Raw genomic sequence first — 23,577 nt, forward strand, 5'->3', positions numbered from 1 at the left:
GCGACCTGGGGATCGTCGTCGGATCGCTGCCCACCGGGCCGCACAACGCCATCACCGACGTTCCCGGCGTCCTGGTGGGCCACACCACCGTCGACGACGGCGCCGACCTGCACACCGGCGTCACCGCGATCGTGCCGGGGCAGCTCGGCGCCGGGCGGTGGACGCTGCCCGCCGCGGTGTACGCCGGCAACGGCCACGGCAAGCTCGTCGGCTCGACCCAGGTGGACGAACTCGGCGTGCTGGAGTCTCCGGTCGTGCTGACCGCCACGCTGTCGGTGTTCCGGGCGGCGGACGCGCTGCTCGGGCACCTGATGGGGCGCCGGCCGGACGGGCTGTCGTTCAACCCGCTGGTCGGCGAGACGAACGACGGGCACCTGTCGGACATCCGGCGGCGCCCGATCAACGAGGCCCACGTCCTGGCCGCCGTCGCGGGAGCGACCGGCGGTCTGCCCGCGGAGGGCTGCGTCGGGGCCGGTACCGGCACCACCGCCCTCGGCTACAAGGCGGGCGTCGGCACCTCGTCCCGCACGGTCCGAGCCGACGGCCGTACGCGGACGGTCGGCGTGCTGGTGCAGTCCAACTTCGGTGGCGTCCTCACCGCACTCGGTGTGCCGCTACCGGTCGACGAACTGGTCCCGGCCGCCGGCCGGACCGAACCGCCCGGCAACTCGTGCATGATCGTGGTGGCGTGCGACGTACCCCTGGACGCGCGCCAGCTCCGGCGGCTCGCCCGCCGGGCGGTGTTCGCGATGGCCCGGGTGGGTGCGTCGTTCAGCAACACCAGCGGGGACTACGCGATCGCGTTCACCACGTCGGACCAGCCACCGATCCCGGACGGCGCGATCGATCCGGTGTTCACCGCCGTACTGGACGCGGTGGAGGAAGCGCTGCTCAACTCGCTGTTCACCGCCGTCACCACCACCGGCGTGGGCGGTCGTACCAGTCACGCGGTTCCCCACCGGGCGGCGGTCGAGCGGCTGGCGGCGGCGGGACGGCTCACCGCCCGGCCGTACGCTAAATCCACTGTCGACGGACCGCGGTGACCGACGGACGACAGTCGTGTTGACAGCGGTGATCGATACGGCGCACGCTTCCGGTGGACGTCGCGGGGGGCGCTCGTCATCAACGTCCGCCTGGCGGGAGCCATCGCCTACCTGCGGGGCTACGACCTCGACGACCCGCACACGCAGGCGATGATCCCGCTCGTCGCGGTGGGCTCGAACATCCAGTCGACGCTGACCGGCGCGGCCGGCCGGTCCGCCAACAAGCTGTTCACCCCGCTGCAGTCCTCGTAGCGCTTACCCGGGAAGACCGGGCAGGCGTCGCCGCTTCCCATGGTGACGATGACGTCGGAGGACTCGGCGGTGGCGTACTCCAGTAGTTTGGGGTCTGGTCGGTGATGTCGATGCCGACCTCGCGCACGGCCTCGACGGCGGCGGGGTTGACGGTCGCGGCCGGGGGCCGAGCGGATGACCGCGGCCCTCCTGGCGAGATCGCTGCCCACGTCCGTGCTGTCGAACGGAGGATGTCGATGCTCGCGGTGATGGGAGGGCGACGTGGCTGACCCGGAGCCTCGCTCGGGCAACCCCGCCTCCACAGTCGGCATGTCGGGTCCGGTGCCGGTCATCGCGCTGACCGGCTACCTGGGCGCGGGAAAGACGAGCCTGCTCAACCACCTGCTGCGTCGGCCCGGCGCTCGCCTGGGCGTTGTCGTGAACGACTTCGGTACGTTGAACGTGGACGCAGCCCTCGTGACCGGGCAGGTCGACGAAGCCGCAGTCATCTCCGGTGGCTGCATCTGCCACCTCCCGGACGCAGGTGGTCTGCACGACGCGCTCCATCGCCTTTCCCGGCCTCGGCTGCGGCTGGACGCGATCCTGGTCGAGGCCAGCGGTGTGGCCGAACCGGTCGACCTCGCTCGTCTCATCAGGCTCGGCAACCCCAAGGAGATCCGGCCCGGCGGTCTCATCGAGGTGATCGATGCGGTCGAACATTTCCATACCGTTGACCTGCGGCCGGAGCCACCCGTCCGCTATGCGGCGGCGACGCTCGTCGTCATCAACAAGACGGACCTGTTGCCGCCCACGGACCGTGACCGGGTGCTCGACCGGATCCAGGAACGGGTACGGCGACGCAACTCCCACGTGCAGATCGTCACTGCCCGGCACAGCCGGATCGATCCGACGCTCGTGTTCGACACCGCCGTCGACAAGGATCCGGTCGACGAACTCCCGCTCGCCCAGCTTGTCCGTGAGCGCCACCACGACCATGACCACGACCATGCGCGAGCGGCCTCTGCGGAACTGGCACAGCCCGTTTCTCCGAGCATGCTGATCGACCTGGTCGAAGATCCTCCTTCTGGTGCCTACCGGCTCAAGGGCCGGGTGCGGGTACGCGGTCACCGTGCCGAGCAGGGCTTCGCCGTGCATGTCGTCGGAAGTCTGATCCATGTCACCCCGCTACCGGAGCCGCCGCCGGTCGGCGAACTCGTCGCGATCGGCATGCACCTGGACGAGTTCGCCACGCAACAGCGGTTGGACGCTGTTGCGACCACGCCGGCGGACCGGCCCGACGTTGCCGGGCTCCGACGGTTGCACCGCTACCGCACGCTCAGTGGACGACGTCTGGCTCAGGGGTCTGGCTAGGTGGCGGAGCACACGATGGCCGAATAGCCGGCCGGGCCGCTACGGGCCGGCATCTTGCCATCAGGACGCTCCTGATGGTCACGGGTGCCCAGATGCGCATTTGACAATGACTTTCGTTTTGGGCGAGGGTCGTGGGTCGTGACGCCCTCCAGAGCCGCCGACCTCGCCGCCGGACCGGATGTCCCCGCCGCCGGCACCCCGGCTCGAGAGAACCTACGTCCGTCGGTTCCCACTCGTGGCGCGGTTGCTGTCCTGCTGGTCCTGCTCGCCGTTTCGCTCGTGGTGACGATCGGGCTCGGCCCGGCCACCATCCCACCCGGCGAGACGGCCCGGTACCTCTGGGCCGCGGTCACCGGTGGGCGCATCGCCGCCGAGGAGGTGACCACGTACCAGATCATCTGGCAGATCCGTACGCCTCGGGTGTTGCTTGCCGCGCTCGTAGGTGCGGGCCTGGCCGCGGTCGGGGTGGCGATCCAGTCCCTGGTGCGCAACGTCCTGGCCGATCCGTACGTGTTGGGGGTCTCCTCCGGGGCTTCGGTGGGCGCCGTCGCAGTCACGGTCGCCGGAGGTCTCGGTGCGCTGGGCATCTACGCGGTCTCCGCCGGTGCCTTTGTCGGCGCGATGGCCGCCGCGGTGCTGGTCTACCTGGCCGCGTACAGCCGCGCGGGTGTCACGCCGCTGCGTCTCGTGTTGACCGGCGTAGTCATGTCGTTCGGGTTCCAGGCCTTGATGGCGGTGATCATCTACTTCACGCCGGACAGCGAGGCCACCGCCACGATGCTTTTCTGGTCGATGGGCAGCTTCGGCGCCGCGACCTGGGGGGGCCTGCCGCTGGTGGCGGGCACCGTCGTGATCGGCGTACTCGTCCTGTACCGGCACAGCCGTACCCTCGACGTGCTGACCTTCGGTGACGAGGCATCCACCAGCCTGGGTGTCGACCCGACCCGCATGCGTCGGCGGCTGTTCGTCATCACCTCGCTTGTCACCGGTGCGATGGTGGCGGTCAGCGGGGCGGTCGCCTTCGTCGGCCTGGTGTTACCGCACCTGGTCCGCATCGTGGTCGGCGCCTCGCACCAGCGGGTGCTGGTCGTCGCGCCGCTGGCCGGGGCCGTCTTCATGGTCTGGGTCGACCTGATCTCCCGCACTCTGGTGGCACCCCGGGAGCTACCGCTGGGTGTGATCACCGCCCTGCTCGGCGTACCGGTGTTCCTCGCGCTGATGCGTCGCCGTGGCTACCTGTTCGGCGGCCGATGATGGATCTTCGATTCGACGACGTCACGGTGGCGATCGACGGCACCGTGATCGTCCGTGATCTGTCGCTCGACGTGCCGGACGGGCAGGTCGTCGGGCTGATCGGACCGAACGGATCCGGCAAGTCGACAGCACTGCGCTGTGTGTACCGGGCCCTACGGCCCAGCCGTGGAACGGTCTGGGTCGGCTCCGACGACCTGGCCACCCTGCCGCTGCGCCGCAGCGCGCGGTCGGTCGCCGCGTTGACCCAGGACGGCGGCACCGACCTCGACTTCACCGTCGCCGAGACGGTGGCGCTCGGTCGCGCCCCTCACCTCCGCGGCAACCAGCCGCTCAGCGAACGGGAGCTGGCCCTGTGCCGCCGGGCGATGGCCCGGCTCGACCTGCTGCACCTGGCCGACCGCGGGATGCTCAGCTTGTCCGGCGGTGAGCGGCAGCGGGTGTTCGTCGCCCGCGCCCTCGTGCAGGAACCGCAGATCCTGGTGCTCGACGAGCCAACCAACCACCTCGACGTCCGGCACCAGATCGAGCTGCTGTCGCTGCTGCGCGGGTCAGGGCTGACCGTGCTCGTCGTCCTGCACGACCTGAACCTCGCCGCTGCCGCCTGCGACCGGATAGGCGTGCTGTCACACGGACGGCTCGTCGCCGCCGGGACCCCGGCCGACGTCCTGACCGCTGACCTGATCCGGACGGTGTTCGGCGTCGCGGTCAGCGTCGTGCCGCACCCACTGACCGGCGACCCACAGCTGCTCTACTCCCTCGACTCCGCACCCTCTCCGGAAGGACACTTCAGATGAACGGGACCACGCGCCGGCCCGCCGCGCTCCGTACCGCGCTGGCGTCGTTGGCCGCCTCAGCGCTGCTCGCCGGGTGTGGTGCCGAGGTCGAACCGAGTGGAAGCGACGTACGGAAGGTCACCGTCAACCGGTGCGGCGAACCCGTCGAGTACACCCTTCCGCAACGCACGGTCGTCTACGAGGGCGGCAGCGCCGACAAGATGTTCGCCCTCGGCCTCACCGACCACGTCCACGGCTACGTCATGCCGCCGGCCAACCCGCCCGTGACCGAATCGCCCTGGGCCGCCGAGTACGCCAAGGTCGAGTTCCTCAGCGACGACCTGCTCAACCGGGAACTCCTCGTCCAGGCCAAGGCCGACTTCGTGGTCGCCGGCTGGAACTCTGGACTCAGCGACAAGCGTGGCACCTCCCCGGAGATCCTCGACGGGCTCGGCATCCAGAGCTTCATGCACGCTGAATCCTGCTTCAACTACCCGAACCATCCCGAGCGGCACGCCCCGTTCGACGGCCTCTACACCGACCTGGAGCGGCTCGGCGAGATCTTCGGCGTGCAGGACCGCGCCGCCACAATGGTCACCGACCTGAAGCGCCGGGTCGAGGCGGTCAAGGCACAGGCACCGGAGACCCAGACCCCGGTGTTCCTCTACGACTCCGGCACCGACCAGCCGTTCACCGCCGGCAAGCAGGTGCCCCCGAACGACATCATCACCTTCGCCGGAGGTCGGAACATCTTCGCCGACCTGGACGCCCGGTGGACGCAGGTCGGCTGGGAAGCGGTGGTCCAGGCCCGGCCCGAGGTGATCATCATCCTCGACTACCAGGACCAACCGGCCGAGGAAAAAATCAAGTTCCTGAAGACCTCGCCCACCACGAAGAGCCTGCCCGCGGTGGTCAACAACCGCTTCTTCGTCCTCGACTACAACGAGGGCATCAGCAGCCCGCGCAACATCGACGGGCTGGAGAAGTTCGCCGCGTACCTGCGGGACCTGAACTCCTGACCGGCAGCGAACGAGCATCCACGCCCGCGGGTGCCGGGCCCGGCACCCGGCGCTCCCGGCGGGGGGTGGTGCTCTGGTCCGGGCTGGCCGCCGCAGCGGCCAGCCCGGACCTCGCCGCCGGGGTGGGCCGGTCGGTCGCTGTGACGGCGGTCGCGGCGACCGTGGTGGGCGCCGGTCAGAGCGCCTGCCGGCCGGCCTCACCTCTGCTCGGGCTCTCACTGGCGGCCGGCTGGCGGATGGGACCGACTGCGCCTGCGGTCAACGGATCAGCAGGCCGATCTCCGGCGAGCCCGGCACGCCCGATCCGCCGAGCGGGCGGGCCGTCATTCCCGATTCGTCCGCCAGTTCCTCGAGGCTCAGCGTCGCCCAGTCGTAGGTGTCTTCCACGGTCCTGACGACCTCGCTGCCGGACAGCACCTTCCAGGTTGTCCGCCAGCGCATCAGCTTGGGTGCGGCCACCTCGGCCGAGGTCCACCATTCGTACGTCTGCGTGCCGATCGTCTCGCGGAGCATGCGGATGGGAGGTAACGGACGGGCCTCGTGCCCGCCCATCAGTTCGACGGCCACCGGCGCTCCCACCGGCAGGCGGGAACGCAGAAGTTCCCACAGCCGGCCCCGGTCCGTGGCGTCCAGGTGGCCCAGCACGCCGAAGATGACGGCAGTGCTGATTCGGTCGGGCAGCCGTAGGTCCGGTGCCTGATCAGCGACGACGGTGACCCGCCTACGCAGGTCCGGATCGTTCAGTACCCGGCTGGTCAGGATCGCGCGCATGGGGGTGGAGGGCTCGACGGCCAGGATGGTGGCGGCACGCAGCCGGTTCGCGATGAGTTCGGTCAGCCGGCCGGTGCCGGCCCCGATCTCGACGACCGGTCCATGTGACGGATCGACGGACCGTAATGCTGTCACCAGCGGGCCGGAGCTGGTGCGGACGTGCCGCTGCGCGACCATCTCGTAGAACTCCGCCGAGGTGCTGTAGAAGTCGGTGGCCATGAAACTCTCCGATCCGATCAGGGGGTGCTGGGCCAGGCGTTGACCGCCGGTAGGCCGAGCCGGGAGAGCACCGCGGCGACGACCTCGCGGCGCCGCGGCGTGAGGAAGAAGTGGTCGCCGGAGAACGTGGACACCGTGGTGTGGCCGGTGGTCACGGTCGCCCAGCCGGCACCGTCCGCGGCGCTGCATTCCGGGTCGGCATCGCCGACGAGCACCATGATCGGGCATTCCAGCGGTGGTGCGGGCCGCGCGACGTAGGTCTCTGACAGCCGATAATCGTTGCGGACCACGTTCAGCACGGCACGGCGCAGGTCCGGGTCCGCGAGCACCTCCGATGGAGTCCCGCCCAGGCGCCGCAGCTCTGCGATGAGCACGTCGTCGTCCCCGCGATGCACCTCGCCCCGGCGCGGCTCCGTCGGCGACTGCCGTGCGCAGGGAACCAGGAGATCCGGACCCGGTCGCCCTCGGCGCCGTAGCTCCTGTGCCACCTCGTAGGCGACGGCTGCTCCCAGGCTGTGGCCGAGCAGCACGTATGGCTGGCGAAGGCCTTGAGACATCAGTTCGTCGGTGAGCAGCCGAACCAGGTCCGGCATCCGGTCGATCAGCGGTTCGCCGAACCGGGACTCCCGTCCCGGGTACTGCAAGACGTGCAACGCGACGTTCGGTGGCATGACCGCACGCCACGGGCGGAAGGCGCTCGCGCTTCCACCGGCGTGCGGGAAGCAGATCAAGCGATGCATCGATTTCCATTTCTGGGCAGCACTGAATTGCCCTTCGGGCCTCTTGGGAATGGTGCGTAATTCATTTTTCAGCGGTAGACTGGAGCCTCCAGTAAGGGGAGGTTGATAGTTTCATGGAAAAGGCCAGGACATTTCCGATGCCCCGCGCCTGCCCTTTCTCGGCACCGACGGAATACGCCGATCTGCGCAGCGAGGGGGCAGCTTCCCGCGTGGTGCTGCCGACCGGCAGGCACGCCTGGGTGGTCACCGGATACTCCGACGTTCGCGCGCTGCTGGCCGACCGGCGGGTCAGCGCGGACGTGCGGCACCCCAATTTCCCCGCGTTGACCGAGGGTGAGCAGGAGGTGGGCGCCCGAATCCGGCCGTTCATCCGGATGGATCCGCCGGAGCACACCGCACACCGCAGGATGCTGTTGCCGGAGATGACCGTCCGCAAGGCTCGCGCGATGCGGCGGGCGGTGCAGCGCATCGCCGACGAGCGGGTGGACGAGTTGCTGCGGCACGGCCCGCCGGTCGACCTGTTGCCCCAGTATGCTCACACCGTCTCCAGCACGGTGATGTGCGAGATGATCGGGGTGCGCCGGGCCGATCCGTTCTTCCGCCGCATCACCGGAGCGCTGGGATCTCAGCAGATCGGTGGCGGCGCCAGTGACGCCAGCAGCGCGACCGAGGGCCTCGATGCATTGTTCGAGGTCTTCGACGACCTGGTCACCGAACGAGAACGCGACCTCGGTGACGACCTGCTCAGCCAGCTCATCGCCGATCAGCTGCACACTGGAGCGGTGACTCGCGACGATCTGCTCGCCACTGTGGCGATCACCGTCGTGGCCGGGCGGGAGACGACCACCAACATGATCGGTCTCAGTGTGCTGGCGTTGCTCGACGACGACCGGAGGCTGTGGAAGCAGCTCGACGCCGATCCCACCCTGATGCCGGCCGCTGTCGAGGAATTGCTGCGCGCCCTGTCGGTCGGTGACTCCATCGCGTTGCGGACCGTGACCGAGGACATCACGATCGGTGACGTCGTGATCCCGGCCGGCGACGGGGTGATACCGCTTCTGGCCGGCGCCAATCACGACCCGGCGGTGTTTCCGGAGCCGTCGGTCATCGATTTTCAACGCGAAGGCCGTACCCACATCGGCTTTGGATATGGCGTTCATCAGTGCGTAGGACAGAACCTCGCCCGGGTCGAGTTGCAGATCGCATTGGGCACGCTGATCGACCGCGTTCCCGGCATGCGCCTGGACACAGCGTTGTCCGACATCGCTTTCAAACACGACGGAATCGCCTACGGCCCGGTCCGGGTTCCGGTTACGTGGTGAGCGGGACACGCAGCACCGCGGCGTAGGGCAGGCCGTCGAGTGGCTCGCAGGTGAGGCCGGCCTCGGCCGCGACCTGCTCGACGGTCAAGGTGTGCCACAGGTACGAGTCACGGACCTCCCGCTGCATTTCGCCGTCCCGGAGAACTCGCCAGGCCGTGTCCAGCCGCATCCGGCCGGGGCCGGCCGGCTCGCCCGACATCCACCACTCGTACCGCTGCGCCCCGAGTATCCGGGTGGCCAGCCGCACCGGGGGCATGGTCACCGGCGTCGTGAGACCCATGAGCTCCACCACGATCGGTGCGCCGGGCGCCAGCCTCCTGCCCAGCGACAGCAGCAGCTCGCGCCGGGCGTCGGCGTCCAGGTGACCGAGCACGCCGCACAGCACCGCCGCCGACAGCCGGGGCGGTAGCGGCAACTCCTCGGCGCTCGCCGCGACCACCGTCACCCGTTCACGCAGAGCGGGAACGCTGTCGACGCGGCTGGTCAGCACGGCGCGCATAGCCGGGTCCGGCTCGCTCGCCAGAACGGTGGCCGCCGGAAAGGCACGCGCCACCGCCTCGGTGACCAACCCCGTGCCGGCTCCGATGTCGAGGATCGGGCCGTCGGCCGGGTCGATCGCGGCCAGGGCCGCGACCACCGCCGGCCCGCTGCGCCCGGCGTGGTCGCGGGCGGCCAGGTCGAAGAACTCCGCTGACGCGGTGTAGCCGGACGCCGCCGGCTCCGGATTGCCCAGCCGATCGGCGGTCAGCGGCACGGGCCTCGGTGGGCTGATCAGCTCGGGCGGCCCGAGCAGGGCGGCGAGGTCACGCCACCAGCCCGCCATGGCCAGGTCCGGTTGCCCGCCGCGCAGCGGGTCCGTGCCGGCCTCTACGGCCGCCGCGAACTCGGTGAGCGCCGAACCGATCGCATCGGGCCACAGATGGTCGAAGGCCTGCAGGTACGTCGGCTGCCGGGTCGCCCCGAGCACCGACGTGGTAGGCAGGTCCAGCGCCGGGTCGGTCACCACGAGTCGACCGTGGGCGTCGCGCGGCGCGTGCAGGCGGGGACTCCACAACACCGGGCCGTGCGTATCGGCCAGGGTCAGCACCCCTCCGTCGCTGCCGAGCGAGATGCGGTGCCAGAACAAGGCGTGGTTGTCTCGATCGGCAGGGTCGAGCTGGTTCTGCACCCGCAGCGTGAGCGGAACCCCGGCCAGCTCACCATGCAGGGTGCGCAGCGGCACCGAGTCTGACACCGGTGAGAACCTGCGGGGGCGGGCCGCGCCCAGCGCCCGTACGAGGATGTCGGCCAAGGGCTGCAGCACATGAACCGCCGAGGCGGCGTCGGCGAACAGCAGGCCGCGCTGCTCCCGCAACCGGGCGGCGGCACTCAGGAAGGTGCGCACGGCGGGCAGGTGCCGGTAGTGGGTGTTGACACGGTACTGCACCCCGCCGGCCCGCGCCGCTCGCAGGCAGGCCGCGATCTCGTCGGGATGCGCCGGGTGCTCCTGCAACACGTGTACGCCCCGGGCAAGGAGAGCCCGCGCGAGGTCGGTTCCCGGGCCTCCGCTCACCGCGCCCGGCACGACCACACATGCCACCTGGATGTTCTCCGGAAGCCGGTCGACAGCGGTGTACGACGGCACGCCCAGGGAACGCGCGTACTCCTTGGAGTACGCGCTCCCGGTGGACAGCACTCCGGCGAGTTCGAAGCCGGGGTGCTCGCGGATCGCCCGGATGTAGAACCGTCCGAAGTTCGTGCCGCACACGATGGTCCGCAGCCGCGTCACAGGACGCCCTCGTCGACATCGTCGAGGACGGCGATCTCTGCGGCACCGGTCCGGTTGATCTCCTCGACCGCCCAGCCGGGATCGAGGACGTCTCCGCCGAAGTGCAGTCCTGCGGGGAGCGCGCCGTCCATGACGGCCCGGACCGCCAGCACACCGACCGCGGCAGTGAGCCGGTAACTGGAATCGGCCGAGACGACGGCCGTGTGCCCACCGCCCGGCCCGCCGAGAGTGAACCTCATGCGGTAGTAGGGATCCCGTCCGGCCAGATCCACGTCACCCGCAGTGACGATCCGCTGGACCAGGTCGTCGCGTCCCTCGACGGCCAGCGAGGGCAGCCGCGCGAACAGGGCCCGGACCCGCGGCCCGGGATACACATTGAAGAAGTCGAGTTCGTCGAGCCTCAGCATGACCGCCAGCCGCTCGGACTCGGCGGTCAGGATGGGCTGCAGCATCGCCCGGTCGGGGAAGTCGGGCAGCTCCTCGTCCTCCACGGTGCGCAGCGCCCGCAGCGCCCTCCGGCCGTTGCGCCATGCCGCCAGTGGCGTGCCGAACGGTTCGCCGTGCGCCCCGCCCACGGACAGCGACAGCAGGATCTCCTCGGCCACCGTCGGGGTGCATTTCTCCAGCCCACCGGCGTGACACACCAGACGGTCGCCGTCCGGCCACCGGGCCGCCAGCCATCGCGGGACCAGAGCCGACAATCCCGGCAGAGCGCCCGCCGAAAGCACCACCGTCGCGTCCCCGCTGACGGCCCCGGCCGCGGCCAGTTTCTCGTGTACCGGGTCGTCACCGCCCACGTCCACGTAGTGCGCGCCGGCGGCCAGGGCTGACAGCGCCATCCGCTCCTGCAGCGCGTACGTCGGCCCCGCGCAGTTGATCAACACGGTCAGCCCGGCACAGAATTCCTTCAGCGATCCGGCGTCGGTCACGTCGACCGTACGCACCTCACCATCGGCAGCGGACAACGACGAGGTACGCCGGGCGCCCAGACGCAGTGGGCCGGTGCCGCTGTTCCGCAACGCCCGCACCGCCTCCCGCCCCACCGCACCGGACGCACCCAGTACGCCGATCATGCGCGGTCCAGCCCGTCCACGAGCTGGGTCAGGTGGCCGAAGACCGTCGAGACGTGCGCGCCGGTCATGCAGGTGAAGTGCTGGCCGGGAATGTCGCGGCTGGACAGGTCACCCAGGCACAGTTTGGCCCAGTGCTCGGTGATGGTCGTCGCGCTTCCCGGGAACGGGTACGCGCCGTTGTGCCGCAGGAATGTGATGTCCCCGGCGTAGGGCTCGGTCCTGTGCCTGCTCAGCGCGAAGATGCTCTGCTGGTAGGTACGCAGGGTACGCAGCAGGCCCTCCGGCTCGTACGAGCCGGCCAGGTCCGGCGGCAACGCCTCGACCATCCGCGCCACCCGGCGCATGCGCGGCATGCTCTCCAGAGCCGCGAAGGCGGCGGCCACGTCCGCGAACTCCCCCTCCAGGTCGGCCAGGGAACCGTTGGCGATGGCGCCCGGTGAGGCAGCGAGCACCGCTCCGGCAGCCGCGCCGACCCGCTCGTCGTCGGTGGGAAACCCGATGGTCGCCAGGTCCATGCCCATCATCAGCGCGAAGCTGTACTCCGACAGCAGGTCGTCGTCGATGCGGAAGCTGGGGCTGTGACTGGAGATGACGGTCAGGCTGCGCACCGTGGCGCCGGACTCGGCCAGGCCGCGGGCCACCTCGGTGGCGATGATGCCACCGACGCAGTAGCCGACCACGTCGAACTCCCGCGCACCGGTGTCGAGCAGTGCCGTGGCGTACTGGGCGGCGAGCCGGTCGACGAGGCCGTCCGGGTCGGCGTTGAGGAACTCGTCCAGGGCCGGGATCTCCAGTCCCAGCAGCCCGTTGCGGCCGCCGGCACGGCGGATCTCGGTGATCAACGGCCGGTACGGCAGCAGGGTTCCGGTGCCGGCGTGGACCAGCACGGTCACCGGTCCGGACAGATCATCGATCAGCCGGACCACTGGGGACACCGTGTCCTGGCTGCCTGCCGTTCCGCTGGCCGCGTTGTCGCGCAGGTAGGCGGCCAGCCCTGCGACGGTCGGCGTGCGCAGCAGGTGGCGCAGCACGATCTCCCACTCGAGATCCCAGTCGCCGGGCAGGCCGTCGAGTCCCTCCCGTAGCTGCCCGACGAGACGGGCGACCAGTAGTGAATCGCCGCCCAGCGCGAACAGGTCGTCGTTACGGCCTACCCGCTCGATACCGAGTAGTTCCTGCCACAGCTGGGCGAGGCGGATCTCCAGCTCGTCCACCGGCTGTTCGTCCGCCTGTGGTGCGGCGCCGTCCGGGGCCAGCCAGGACAGCAGTGCGGCGCGGTCGATCTTGCCGTTGGCGGTCGTCGGCAGGGCGTCGACCACCTGCCACACCGCGGGCACCATGTACTCCGGCAGGCGTGCCGCGGCGTGGCGGGTGAGAGCGGCGAGGTCGACCGGCGACCGATCGGCCTTGAGGCGTACGGCGAACAGGCGCTGCCCGGCGCGGGCCAGCGGGCTTCCGTCTGCCGGCAGCTCGGCGACGACCTCACCACCCACGCCGTGCAACGCGTCGGTCCACTGACGAGGTTCGAGGAACGACTGGCCTGCGGCTGCGCGGGCGTCGGTGAACGGCCCGGCGTGCTCGGCCAGGAACTCGGTGGAGATTCGCACCGCCGGTGAGGCGTCGTCGGTGTTCTCCAGAATCAGCATCCATCCGCCCGGAGCCACCAGTTCCCGGAGCCGGGTCAGGGCCGCGTCGACGTCGGCGCTGTTGTTGAGCACCGAGGCGCAGATGACGACGTCCGCGGAGCCCGGCTGGAATCCCTGCTGACGAAATTCCCCGCCGAGGTCGAGCGTCGCGAACCGAGCGTCGTCACCGATGAGGTTTCGCGAGGCCGCCAGCCGCAGGGGTGAACTGTCGGTGCACAGATAGTCGACGTCGTATCCGGCGAGCGCGGGCAGCAGATCGGCCGCCGCGCCACCGCTGCGGACACCGACCTCCACGATGCGCAGGGTTCCGGAGTGCGCGTCCGCCAGCGCCCGGACGGTGTCGGCCAAGGTGCCGTGGAGCACCCGGGAGACCGCGTTGCCGCGGTACGCGTCCTCGTGTGCCTCAGGCGACAGCAGAGCACCGACCTCGATCTCGGCGCGCAGCAACGGCAGAAGCTGCTCGGAGCAGGCGCGTACCGCGGCGAACAGGTCCTGGCTCCAGCCGCACTCCTTCTCCAGGGCTTCGGCCCGGTCCCACGCGGCGGCGAGATCACCGTCGGACGGTGCCGGACCGTCCGGAACGGACGCGACCCAGCGGTGCACCAGACGGCGGTGCCGATCGTGCACGCCGAGTTCGTCGCAGAGCTGGTCGGTGGAGCCGGTCCGGCCGGCCACGATCCGGGCCACCGACATCAGCGCGGCCCGGTGGAAGGCGTCGTAGAAGGCCACGAGGCGCTCGGTGTCACCGTCGGGCACCGTCAGCCGCAGCGCCGCCGTGACTGCCGCCGGCACCGGAGGGGGCGTGATCCTGGCCGGTTCGACGAAGGCGGCCAGCCGACGGAGCGCTGCCTGCGCGGCCGCGCCGGACTCGCCCTCGACCACGACCGCGCTCGCACCGACCGCCGGCACGGCGTCGAGGACCGCCTGGATCTCTCCGAGTTCGATGCGGTAACCACGGATCTTCACCTGGTGGTCGGCCCGACCGAGGAACTCGATGATCCCGTCCGGCCGGTACCGGCCCAGGTCACCGGTGCGGTAGAGCCGCCGTCCGTCCGGGTGCGTCACAAACCGCTCGGCGGTGCGCCGCGGATCACCGAGATACCCGTCGGCGAGTCCGAGACCACCGATGTACAGCTCGCCGACGACGTGGTCCGGGCAGGGGCGCATCGCGGAGTCCAGAACATCGAACGTCTGGTTGAGCAGCGGGGTGCCGTAGGGGATGCTCGCCCACCCGGGATTCACCGCACCGATCGGGAAGTGGATGGACCAGATCGACGCCTCGGTGGCGCCGCCCAGGGAGTGGACCTCCAGTCCGGGCAGAAGCGCCCGGATCTGGTCGGGCAGTTGCAACGGAATCCAGTCGCCGGACAGCATCGCCAGTCGCAGGCTCGGCAACCGATCCGGGGTGGTGCTCAGGTAGTCATGGAGCATCTGCAGCTGGCTGGGCACGGAATTCCAGAGCGTGACGCCCTCGGCGGCCACCGTCTCGGCCCACGCGGACGGATCGCCGCGCCGGGCCGGATCGGGCAGTACGACAGTGCCACCGGCAGCGAGCACACCGAAGATGTCGTACACGGACAGGTCGAATCCGAGCTGTGCCAGCGCGAGGATCCGGTCGCCGGACCCGACGGTGAAACGCTGGTTGATGTCGGCGACGGTGTTCAGCGCGGCACGATGGCTGATCATCACGCCCTTCGGCGTGCCGGTGGATCCGGAGGTGTAGATGACGTACGCCAGATCGGCCGGATCGGTGACCGGGGTGGGGATCGGGGCACCGGTCGGCGGCAGGGTGTCCACCGCGATCGGCTGGACTCCGGCGGGCAGCTCCAGTTCGGCGGTGAGCCAGCTCTGTGTCAGCGTGACACGGACCGCCGCGTCACTCAGGATCGCCTGCCGCCGCAGCGGTGGCTGGGTCAGATCCACCGGCAGGTACGCCCCGCCCGCGAGCAGGACGCCGAGCACTCCGGCGACCTGTTCCCAGCCTTTCTCCATGGTCACCGCGACGAGTTCGCCGGAGCCGATGCCGTGTGCGTCAAGTGCCTGGGCCACGACCGCGGCGCGGTCCAGCAGTTCCCGGTAGGTCAGCGACGCGTCGCCCGAGCGGACGGCGACCGCGTCCGGTGTTCGCGCTGCCGTGGCCACCACGGCGTCGGTGAGCAGCCCTGCCGGTGCCGGCGCCTCGGTCGCGTTGACCTTCGCACGCACCCGCGCGGTGCGCGCCGGCAGCCGGACCGTGGCCGGCGCCGTCCAGGTCTCCTCATCGGCGAGCGTTCCGACCAGGACGACGAACGCCTCGAACATGTCGGCCGCGGTGTCACCCGCGAGGACCCCGTCGCGCACGTCCCAGCTCAGTGACAGCCCGCCGGCACGTTCCATCACCTGGCAGTCCAGCCACACCTGCGGTGTGCGGCTGACGGCGTGCCGGACGGCAGCGCGGGTCTGCCGGGTGGTCGCCGAACCCAGAGTGCTGGTGAACACCACGGGCATCAGCACGGTCTCCGACTCGCTGCGCCGGGTCAGCTCGGCCAGCACGTCGCTGCCGGAGAACAACGGGTGCGCGAGGTCCTCCAGGAGGGTGCCGTTGATCTCGCGGACCCGGTCGGCGAACGGGCGAGACGCGGTCAGATCGACCTCCAGCAGCTCCACCGCGGTGAAGTCGCCGACGAGACGGCCGACGTCCGGATGCAGCGGCAGCCGGTCGAACACCGGCACATTAAGCAGGAACCGGGGGTTACGGCTCCACCGGCCGACCACCTCGGCGTACGCCGCGAGAACGGCCGACGACACCGAAACTCCGTGTGCGGCCGCCCGGTTCTGGATGGCCGCCCAGGTCTGCGGGTCGATCGCCGCCGCCAGGTGCGCGAAGGTGGCCGGTCCGTACGGGTCGCCGGTGACCGGCAGGTCAGGCGCTCCGGGCAGGGCGTCGATGCGACCCAGCCAGTAGTCACGGTCGCGGGCGTACGCGGGGGTCTGCCGCTGTCCGCGCCGCGCCAGGACGTAGTCACGGAAGGTCGCATCGAGGGCCGGCAGTTGCTCACCGTGGTACAGGTCCTCCACCTCGGCCAACACCCGCTGCAGGCTCGCGTAGTCGACGACGAGCAGGTCGACGGACAGGTGCAGGAGCAGTTCGGTGTCGGTGACGGTGACGCGTACCTCGTGCAGCGGCCAGCGATCGGTGACCGCGACGTGCTCACTTAGTTCGCGACGCACCCTCTCGATGGCGGCACCGACCAGGTCGCTGTCCTGCCCGCGTAGGTCCGCGACGGGAATGTGCGGCGTGGTGGGATCGGCGAGGACCTGCTGATACCCGTCGCGGTGCACGATCGCGCGCAGCATGTCGTGGCGTTGCACGACGGCGTGCCATGCGGCGACGAGCCGTCCGGCGTCGGTGCCGGCCGGGAACGCCAACTCCACGTAGGTCTGGCACGGCACGTTGCCGTACGGGTACGCACCGGTGCGCCCCACCAGGTAGGCGCCCTGGATGTCGGTCAGCGGGAACGGCTCGTGCCGGTTCTCCGGGTCCGGCGTCAGCACGGACCTGTCCCGCTGGTCGCGCAGCGCGGCGAGAACTGCTTCCTTGTTGGCGCGCAACAGTGCTTTGCGTTCGTCGGTCAGCGCGCCCTGCACGGCACGGAAACGCAGTTGACCGTCTTCTTCCCAGAGCCGGATGCCCTTCGCGGCGAAGTCGGCGATGAGAGTGCTGGCGTTCATATGGTCCCGGTCTCCAGAGGGGTCTCGGTGCGGGCGGTTGCGATGTGGGCGGCCAGGGCGGCCGTCGTCGGGGCGGAGAGGAACAGACGGACCGGGATGTCGACGGCGAAGGCCTCGTTGACTGCCGCCACCAGGCGCAGGGCGAGCAGGCTGTCGCCGCCAGCGGTGAAGAAGTTGGCGGTACGGTCGGTGACCGGCTCACCGACCTGGTCGGCCCAGAGCCGGGCGACCTCGGTCTCGATCGGCCCGTCCGGTGGGCGTACCGGCTCGGCGTCGCCGTCGGCCCGTGCGCTCAGCGCGGCCCGGTCGACCTTGCCGTTCGGGGTCAGTGGCAGCGCGTCTATCCGGACGATGCGGTGCGGGACGGCGTGCGCCGGCAGACGGTCGGCGAGATGTGCGGCGAGGCCGTCCAGCGGATCGTCGGCGACGACGAACGCGTGCAGCCGGCGTGTGCCCCGTCCGCCGGGAGCCAGCACCACCACGTCGGACACCGCGTCGTACGCGCGGAAGGCCGCTTCGATCTCGCCCAGTTCGACCCGGTGGCCACCGATCTTGACCTGGTGGTCGGCTCGGCCGAGGAACTCGAGCGTGCCGTCGCTCCAGTAGCGACCCCGGTCCCCGGTGCGGTACCAGCGGGTGCCGTCCGCCATGACGAACCGTTGTGCGGTGCGCTCCGGGTCGCCGTGGTAGCCGGCCGCCACCCCGGCTCCGCCGATCCACAACTCGCCGGGTGCCAGGTCGGGGCAGTCCTGTCCGAAGTCGTCGACCACGCGGTAGCGCTGGTTGGTCAGCGGCAGCCCGTACGGTATGGACGTCCAGTGCGCCGGCACCTGCTCGACCTCGCAAGCGTTGGACCAGATGGACGCCTCGGTGGCGCCGCCCAGCGCGGTGAACCGGCAGCCGGGCACCCGGTCGCGCAGCCGACCCGGCAGGTCGAGACCGACCCAGTCACCGGACACCAGCACGGCCCGAAGCCCGCTGATCCCCTTGTCCGGGGCATCCGGCTGCTCGGCCGCGGTGAGCAGCATGTCCAGCAGGACCGGCGCCGAGTTCCACAGCGTGACGGGATGCTCGGCGGCCAGGTCGAGCCAGGCGGCCGGATCCCGGCGGTCGGCGTCAGCCGGCAGCACCAGCGCTCCACCGGCGCCGAGCAGTCCGAAGATGTCGTACACGGACAGGTCGAAGTCGAGCGCGGAGACCGCGAGCACCCGGTCGCCCGGCCCGACCCGCCAGCGGGAGTTCACGTCAGCAACAGTGTTGAGCGCTGCCTCGTGGGTGATCGCCACCGCCTTGGGCTCACCGGTCGACCCCGACGTGAAGATCAGGTAGGCGAGTTCGCCGGGTGCCCGCTCGACGGGCCGCGGCAGTGGGGTGTGTGCCCGCGCGGCGGTGACATCGACGTCGTCGCCTATCACCGCGCGCAGGCCGGCGACGTGGTGCATCCGTGCCCGGCGCAGCGCCGGCTGATCGACGCCGATCGGCACGTAGATCCCACCGGCGGCGAGTACGCCGAGCACAGCCGAGATCTGGTCGGGACCTTTGGGCAGGGTCACCCCGACGGTGTCACCGGGCCGCACGCCACGGTCGGCCAGTGCCGCGGCGATGCGCAGGGCCGCGTCGGCCAACTCGCCTCGGGAGAGGCGACCGCCGCGCCACAGCAGCGCCTCAGCCTCCGGTTCCCGCGCGGCCAGCGCGAAGAAGCGATCGTGCAGCAGGCCTGCCGGGAGGACGCCGGCGGTGCTGTTGACGGCGCGGCGCACCGCGGCCTGGCTCTCGGGCAGCACCGGCGGCGGTGGAGCGGTCCAGTCCGCGTCGGCCAGCCGGTCCACCAACGAGGTGTAGGCGCCGAACATGGCGTCGAGAACCCCGGGAGCGAAGAGTTCCTCGACCGCGTCCCAGGAGATCTGAAGGCGGCCGTCCGCTTCGATGACCTGGTTGTCGAGCAACACCTGGGGTGACTGGGACACTCCCCGCACCTGCTCGCCGAAGGCCGGGGACAGCAGGGTACCGGCGTCGCCACCGACACCGATCGCGCTGGTGAAGACGACCGGGACGCCCGCGCCGACCGATCCGGTACGCCGGGCCAGCTCCCGCATCAGCCAGCCCGCCGTGACCGCTCGGTGGTCCAGGTCCTCGCCCATCGTGCGCTGGAGCCGCTCGGCCAGGTCCACAAAGGAGTCACCGTCCGCACGGCGGTGCCCGATGAGCGACAGCGAGGTGAAGTCGCCGATGACCCGGTCGATGTGCGGGTGCAGGGGCAGCCGGTTGAACAGGGTGAGGGTGACGGCGACGGCGGGCTGGCCGCTCCAGGCCCGCAGGATCTCGGTGTAGCAGGCCAGCAGAACGGTGGACGGGGTGACGCCGTGCCGGCGGGCGGCCTCGCGGACAGCCCGCCAGCGCTCACCGTCGAGCACATGCCGGCGGCGGGTGAAGCGGGGCCGCAGCAGCGTGGCCGGGTCGCCCGCGAGTGGGAGCGCCGGTGCGGGCGGCAGTTCGTCGAGCCGCCGGGACCAGTGGCTCCGCGACTGGTCCACGGCCTCCGGGCTGGGCTCGGCGGCCGGTACGTAGTCGCGGAACGACACGTCGATCGCGGGCAACCGCGTGCCCGGCTCGGTGTAGAGGGCGTCCAGCTCCCGGTAGAGAAGCATGATGGACAGGGCGTCGAACACGACGTAGTCGAGCCCGACCGCGATCCGGGTCCGCCGACGTCCGCCTTCCTGATAGCGCACCGCCCGCACGTCGAACAACGGCCACCGGGTCACGTCGAGCCGCTGGTGCGACATGTCCTCGTACAGCCGTGCCAACTCGTCCGCGCCGTCGCCGGCGGCGTCCACCACGGTCACGGTGAACTCGGGCACGGACGGCAGGATCCGTTGCCGGCCGTCGTCGTCGAAGACCGCCCGCAGCATCTCGTGCCGGGCGATGAGTGTGCGCCAGGCGTTCTGGAAGCGCGCGAGGTCGACGTCGGCGCCGTCGAACTCGGTGTAGTGGTAGGTGCCGACGCCGCCCAGGGCCAGCCGGTCGTCGCGACCGATCAGGTAGGCGGTCTGCACATCGGTGGCGGGGAACGGCTCGTACCGGTGCTCGAGGTCGGCGACCAGCCGACCGTCCTCGGCGGCCTCCTCGCCGGTCAGCGTGGCGACGAAGTCCCGCAGTACCGGAGCGGTGAACAGGGCCACGACCCGCGCGCCACCGATGCCCCGTTCCCGGAGCCGGCTCACCAGCCGAGTCGCCAGCAGAGAGTCACCGCCGAGAGCGAAGAAGGAGTCGTCGCGGCCGATCCTCTCGGTGCCCAGCAACTCGGCCCACACCTCGGCGACCAGACGTTCCCTGCCGTCCCGCGGCGGGTCGGCCGGTGCGGGCGCGGCCACCGTCGAGGCGAATGCGGCAGCCACCGCGGCCCGGTCGAGTTTGCCGTTGGCGGTCAGTGGCATGTCGTCGGCGATGATCAGGTGCTCGGGCACCATGTAGACCGCGAGCCGGTCGGCCAGCCATTGCCTGAGCGCCGCCGGCTCCAGCACGGTGCCGCCGGTCGCCACATAGAGGCCCAGTTGCCGGGTGGCGCCGGTGACCACGGTCGCCACGGCGTGCGTGACCACGGGATGGGTGTCGGCGGTGGCTTCGACCTCGCCGAGCTCGATGCGATGGCCGCGGATCTTCACCTGGTGGTCCGCGCGGCCGAGGAACTCGAGCAGGCCGTCGCCATGGAATCGGGCCCGGTCGCCGGTGCGGTACCAGCGCCGGCCGTCGTACTCGACGAACTTCTCCGCGGTACGCTCCGGGTCGTTCCGGTAGCCGTGCGCGACACCGGGGCCGCTGACCCACAGTTCGCCGGGAACGAAGTCGGGCCGATCGCGCGACCGGTCGTCGGCCACCCGCAGGCGCATGTTGCGCAGCGGCACGCCGTACGGAATCGAGCGCCACGCCGGGTCGACGTCACCGACCTCGAAGACCGTGGAGTGGATGGCCGCCTCGGTCATGCCGCCCAGCGCGGCGAACCGGGCACCGGGAACGAGCGCCCGCAGCCGGGCGGGCTGGTCCAGGCCCACCCAGTCGCCGCCCAGCATCACCAGGCGCAGGCTAGGCGGCAGGCCCGCATCGGACGCCGCGGTCAACAGCATGTCGAGCAATGCCGGTACGCAGCTGACCACGGTGACCCGGTGGGCACGGATCAACTCGGCCCAGCGGTGCGCGTCACGGCGAGCCGCTTCATCCACGACGACGACCGAGCCACCGGTTCCCAGCAGCGCGAACATGTCGTATGCCGAGAGGTCGAAGTCCAAGGAGGACAACGCGATCGTACGGTCGTCGCGCCCGACGTCGAACACGCCGGCGACAGCGTCGAGGGTGTTGACGACGGCGCGGTGCGGAACCTCCACTCCCTTGGGCTCGCCGGTCGACCCGGAGGTGAAGATGATGTACGCGCATGTCTCCGGGTCGACGCCGGTGATCTCGGCGGGCGTTTCCCCGTCGGCCCGGCGGACGTCCACCAGAGGCGGACCGCCGTCCAGGGGCCGGTGGGCGCTGTTGGTCAGCACGGCGGAGACAGCGGCGAGACTGTACAGCCGCTGCTGCCGGGCGGGGGGATGGTCGACGCCCACGGGTACATAGGTGGCGCCGGTCGCGAGTACGCCGAGCACCGCCACGATCTGGGCGTTGCCTTTGGGCAGAGTGACGGCGACGGTGTCGCCCGGTGTCACTCCGTGGCGGCGCAGCAGGGTGCTCACGCGGCGGGCGGCGGTGGCGAGTTGCCCGTACGTCATGTCGCCGTCATGTCCGCCGACCAGCGCGATGCGGTCGGGTTCCCGCTCGGCCCACGCGAAGAAGCGGGTGTGCAGGGTGTCGGCGGGTACGTCGTCGCCGGTGTCGTTGATGCGTTCCCGCACCGCGAGTTGCGTGGCCGGGACGAGTTGCCCGACCGGTTTCGTCCAGGCGTCCGGGTGACGGAGCAGGTCGTCGATCAGTGTCGTGTACGCCGTGAAGGCGGCCTCCACCACGCCGGGTTCGAACACGTCGCGCCGGACGTCCCAGTTGAGCAGCAGGCCGCCGTCGAGTTCGGTCACCTGGGCGTCGAGCCAGACCTGCGGGCCTTGCGAGATGATCCAGACCGGTTTGCCGAAGCGGCTCTGAACCCGTTCGTCATAGATCTCGCCCAGCCCGAGCGCGCTGGTGTAGACGACGGGGGCGAGCACCGGGCTGCCGTCACCGAGTCGCGACAGGTCTCGCAACACCTCGACACCGGGGTAGGCGCCGTGGGCGATCGCCTGGCGCAGCGTGCCCTGCAGCCGGTGCGCCTGCTCGGCGAAGGGCAGCGCCTCGGTGAGGTCGGCGTCGAGCAGGACGGAGCTGCTGAAGTCGCCGACCAGACCCGCCGCACCGGGAATGCCGAGGTCGCGGTCGAACAGTGGCAGGTTGAGCAGAAAGCGTTGCTGTCCGCTCCAGACGGCGAGCACTTCGGCGAACACCGTGGCCAGCACGGCGGCGGGGGTGAGCGAGTGTTGCCGGGCCAGTTCGCTCAGCCGGGCACGTCCCGCGGGCGAGATGCTGTGGTGCCACCGTGTGGTGCGGTGGTACGCCGGGGTCGCGGATTCCGCCTGCAGTGCCGCGATCCTGGTGGGAAGCTCGGGTGCCCGGCTCATCTCCGGCAGTCGTCGGTGCCACCAGTCCCGAGCCGCCGCGCGCTCGCCGGCGCGCTGGGCAGTGCGACGTGCCAGGTATCCGGCGTAGCTGCCGACGATGGCCGGCAGCGCGGTGTCCGGTGAGTCGTAGAAGTGGCGGAGTTCGTTCATGAGCACCCGCAGGCTCGCCGCGTCTGCCGCGATCATGTCCAGGTCGATGTGCAGGCGGGTGGCACCGCCGGGCAGCAGGGACAGCTCGACGACGAGGACCTCTCCGTCCTCGACCCGCATCCGCCGGTGGGTGCCGGTGTCACGCAGCCGGTCGAGCCGGATCCGCAGTTCGTCGTCGCCGAGGGTGCGCAGATCGTGCACGGCGAGGTCGGCGGTGATCTCGGAAGCCGGCCGGATGCGTTGGGTTCCGTCGTCGAGGATGAGCGTGCGCAGCATGGCGTGGCGCCGCCGCAGCAGGGTGAGAGCGGTACGCAACCGGTCGGGCTCCACCGCGTGGCCGTCGAACTCGACGTAGAAGTGCGCCCCGACGCCGCCCAGCGGCTGGCCGTCCTGGCGTCCGATCCAGTAGGCGTGCTGCATCAGACCGAGTGGGAAGCGTTCGTCGTCGGCCGGCGGGGCGGACGATGGCTCAGTGGCCGACAGTGTGGTCGCTCCGGTGCTGAGCAGACGGTGCCAGGCGTCGATGGTCGGCGTCTCGGCGAGGGTGTCGAACCCGACCTCCAATCCGAGCCTGCGCCAGGCGGACGCGAGTTTGATCAATCGGAGGGAGTCCAGTCCGAGTTCGAAGAGGTCGTCGTCGAAGGCGATCTCCTCCGCGGGAAGGCCCAGTTCCGCTGCCGTGGCGGCACGGATGTCGGCCTCGGTCAGGGAGGTCGTTCGGAGTTGTGGTGCCTGCGGCACGATCCGGTTCACCCTTCCGTCGTTGCAAATGAACATCATTCTCGACTAGCGTCACTGTAAGGGTCGCGACGGTAGTTTCGCCACCCTCGGGCGGCGCTGAGGAGGA

At 70.6% G+C, this 23,577-nt stretch carries 12 protein-coding genes and 1 pseudogene; 6 read left to right on the plus strand and 7 right to left on the minus strand.

What is annotated here, in order from left to right:
- The first annotated feature begins 26 nt into the window (after positions 1-26).
- Complete coding sequence (locus GA0070215_RS23650) at positions 27-1,043, plus strand: P1 family peptidase (RefSeq protein ID WP_208600414.1); 1,017 nt, start codon at positions 27-29, stop codon at positions 1,041-1,043.
- Positions 1,044-1,162: 119 nt separating this feature from the next.
- Here GA0070215_RS23650 and GA0070215_RS29895 read toward each other — a convergent pair.
- Positions 1,163-1,458: pseudogene (locus tag GA0070215_RS29895) on the minus strand (low molecular weight phosphatase family protein); the annotation flags it as partial.
- 98 nt (positions 1,459-1,556) lie between these two features.
- Here GA0070215_RS29895 and GA0070215_RS23660 point away from each other — a divergent pair.
- The 4 genes from GA0070215_RS23660 to GA0070215_RS23675 all read left to right on the plus strand — a co-directional run bounded on the left by GA0070215_RS23660 (position 1,557) and on the right by GA0070215_RS23675 (position 5,691).
- Positions 1,557-2,645 carry a CobW family GTP-binding protein gene (locus GA0070215_RS23660; protein ID WP_091049948.1) on the plus strand — a complete coding sequence of 363 codons (1,089 nt, stop codon included), beginning with the start codon at positions 1,557-1,559 and terminating at the stop codon, positions 2,643-2,645.
- 138 nt (positions 2,646-2,783) lie between these two features.
- Complete coding sequence (locus GA0070215_RS23665; protein ID WP_244167116.1) at positions 2,784-3,899, plus strand: FecCD family ABC transporter permease; 1,116 nt, start codon at positions 2,784-2,786, stop codon at positions 3,897-3,899.
- Positions 3,896-4,693: an ABC transporter ATP-binding protein gene (locus GA0070215_RS23670; protein WP_231394867.1), complete on the plus strand. Its 798-nt coding sequence runs from the start codon at positions 3,896-3,898 to the stop codon at positions 4,691-4,693. The genes GA0070215_RS23665 and GA0070215_RS23670 overlap by 4 nt, the downstream gene beginning before the upstream one ends.
- Positions 4,690-5,691, plus strand: coding sequence for an ABC transporter substrate-binding protein (locus GA0070215_RS23675; protein WP_091049952.1), 1,002 nt, complete (start codon positions 4,690-4,692; stop codon positions 5,689-5,691). The genes GA0070215_RS23670 and GA0070215_RS23675 overlap by 4 nt, the downstream gene beginning before the upstream one ends.
- A gap of 258 nt (positions 5,692-5,949) precedes the next feature.
- Here the strand turns inward: GA0070215_RS23675 and GA0070215_RS23680 are convergent, their stop codons facing one another.
- Positions 5,950-6,681 (minus strand): class I SAM-dependent methyltransferase, encoded by a 732-nt coding sequence (locus tag GA0070215_RS23680; RefSeq protein ID WP_091049955.1) that lies wholly within the window; start codon positions 6,679-6,681, stop codon positions 5,950-5,952.
- A gap of 17 nt (positions 6,682-6,698) precedes the next feature.
- Positions 6,699-7,421 (minus strand): thioesterase II family protein, encoded by a 723-nt coding sequence (locus GA0070215_RS23685; RefSeq protein WP_091049958.1) that lies wholly within the window; start codon positions 7,419-7,421, stop codon positions 6,699-6,701.
- A gap of 113 nt (positions 7,422-7,534) precedes the next feature.
- Between GA0070215_RS23685 and GA0070215_RS23690 the strand changes: the two genes are divergently transcribed.
- A complete protein-coding gene (locus tag GA0070215_RS23690) occupies positions 7,535-8,743 on the plus strand; it encodes a cytochrome P450 (RefSeq protein ID WP_244167117.1) in 1,209 nt (402 codons plus the stop codon).
- Here the strand turns inward: GA0070215_RS23690 and GA0070215_RS23695 are convergent.
- From GA0070215_RS23695 to GA0070215_RS23710, 4 genes are read right to left on the minus strand one after another with little or no spacing between them, the layout of a single operon-like run.
- On the minus strand, positions 8,733-10,511 hold the full coding sequence (locus GA0070215_RS23695) for a Gfo/Idh/MocA family oxidoreductase (RefSeq protein ID WP_091049964.1): 1,779 nt from the start codon (positions 10,509-10,511) through the stop codon (positions 8,733-8,735). The two genes, GA0070215_RS23690 and GA0070215_RS23695, sit on opposite strands and share 11 nt — an antisense overlap.
- A complete protein-coding gene (locus tag GA0070215_RS23700; RefSeq protein ID WP_091049968.1) occupies positions 10,508-11,584 on the minus strand; it encodes a saccharopine dehydrogenase NADP-binding domain-containing protein in 1,077 nt (358 codons plus the stop codon). Before GA0070215_RS23700 ends, GA0070215_RS23695 begins: the two co-directional genes overlap by 4 nt.
- Entirely contained in the window at positions 11,581-16,941 is a 5,361-nt protein-coding gene (locus GA0070215_RS23705; protein ID WP_091049972.1) for a non-ribosomal peptide synthetase, read from the minus strand. Before GA0070215_RS23705 ends, GA0070215_RS23700 begins: the two co-directional genes overlap by 4 nt.
- Positions 16,938-23,483, minus strand: a complete 6,546-nt coding sequence (locus GA0070215_RS23710) for a non-ribosomal peptide synthetase (RefSeq protein WP_091049977.1) — start codon at positions 23,481-23,483, stop codon at positions 16,938-16,940. The genes GA0070215_RS23705 and GA0070215_RS23710 overlap by 4 nt, the downstream gene beginning before the upstream one ends.
- Positions 23,484-23,577 lie beyond the last annotated feature (94 nt).

This window comes from Micromonospora marina, assembly GCF_900091565.1.
GTDB classification, from domain to species: Bacteria; Actinomycetota; Actinomycetes; order Mycobacteriales; family Micromonosporaceae; genus Micromonospora; species Micromonospora marina.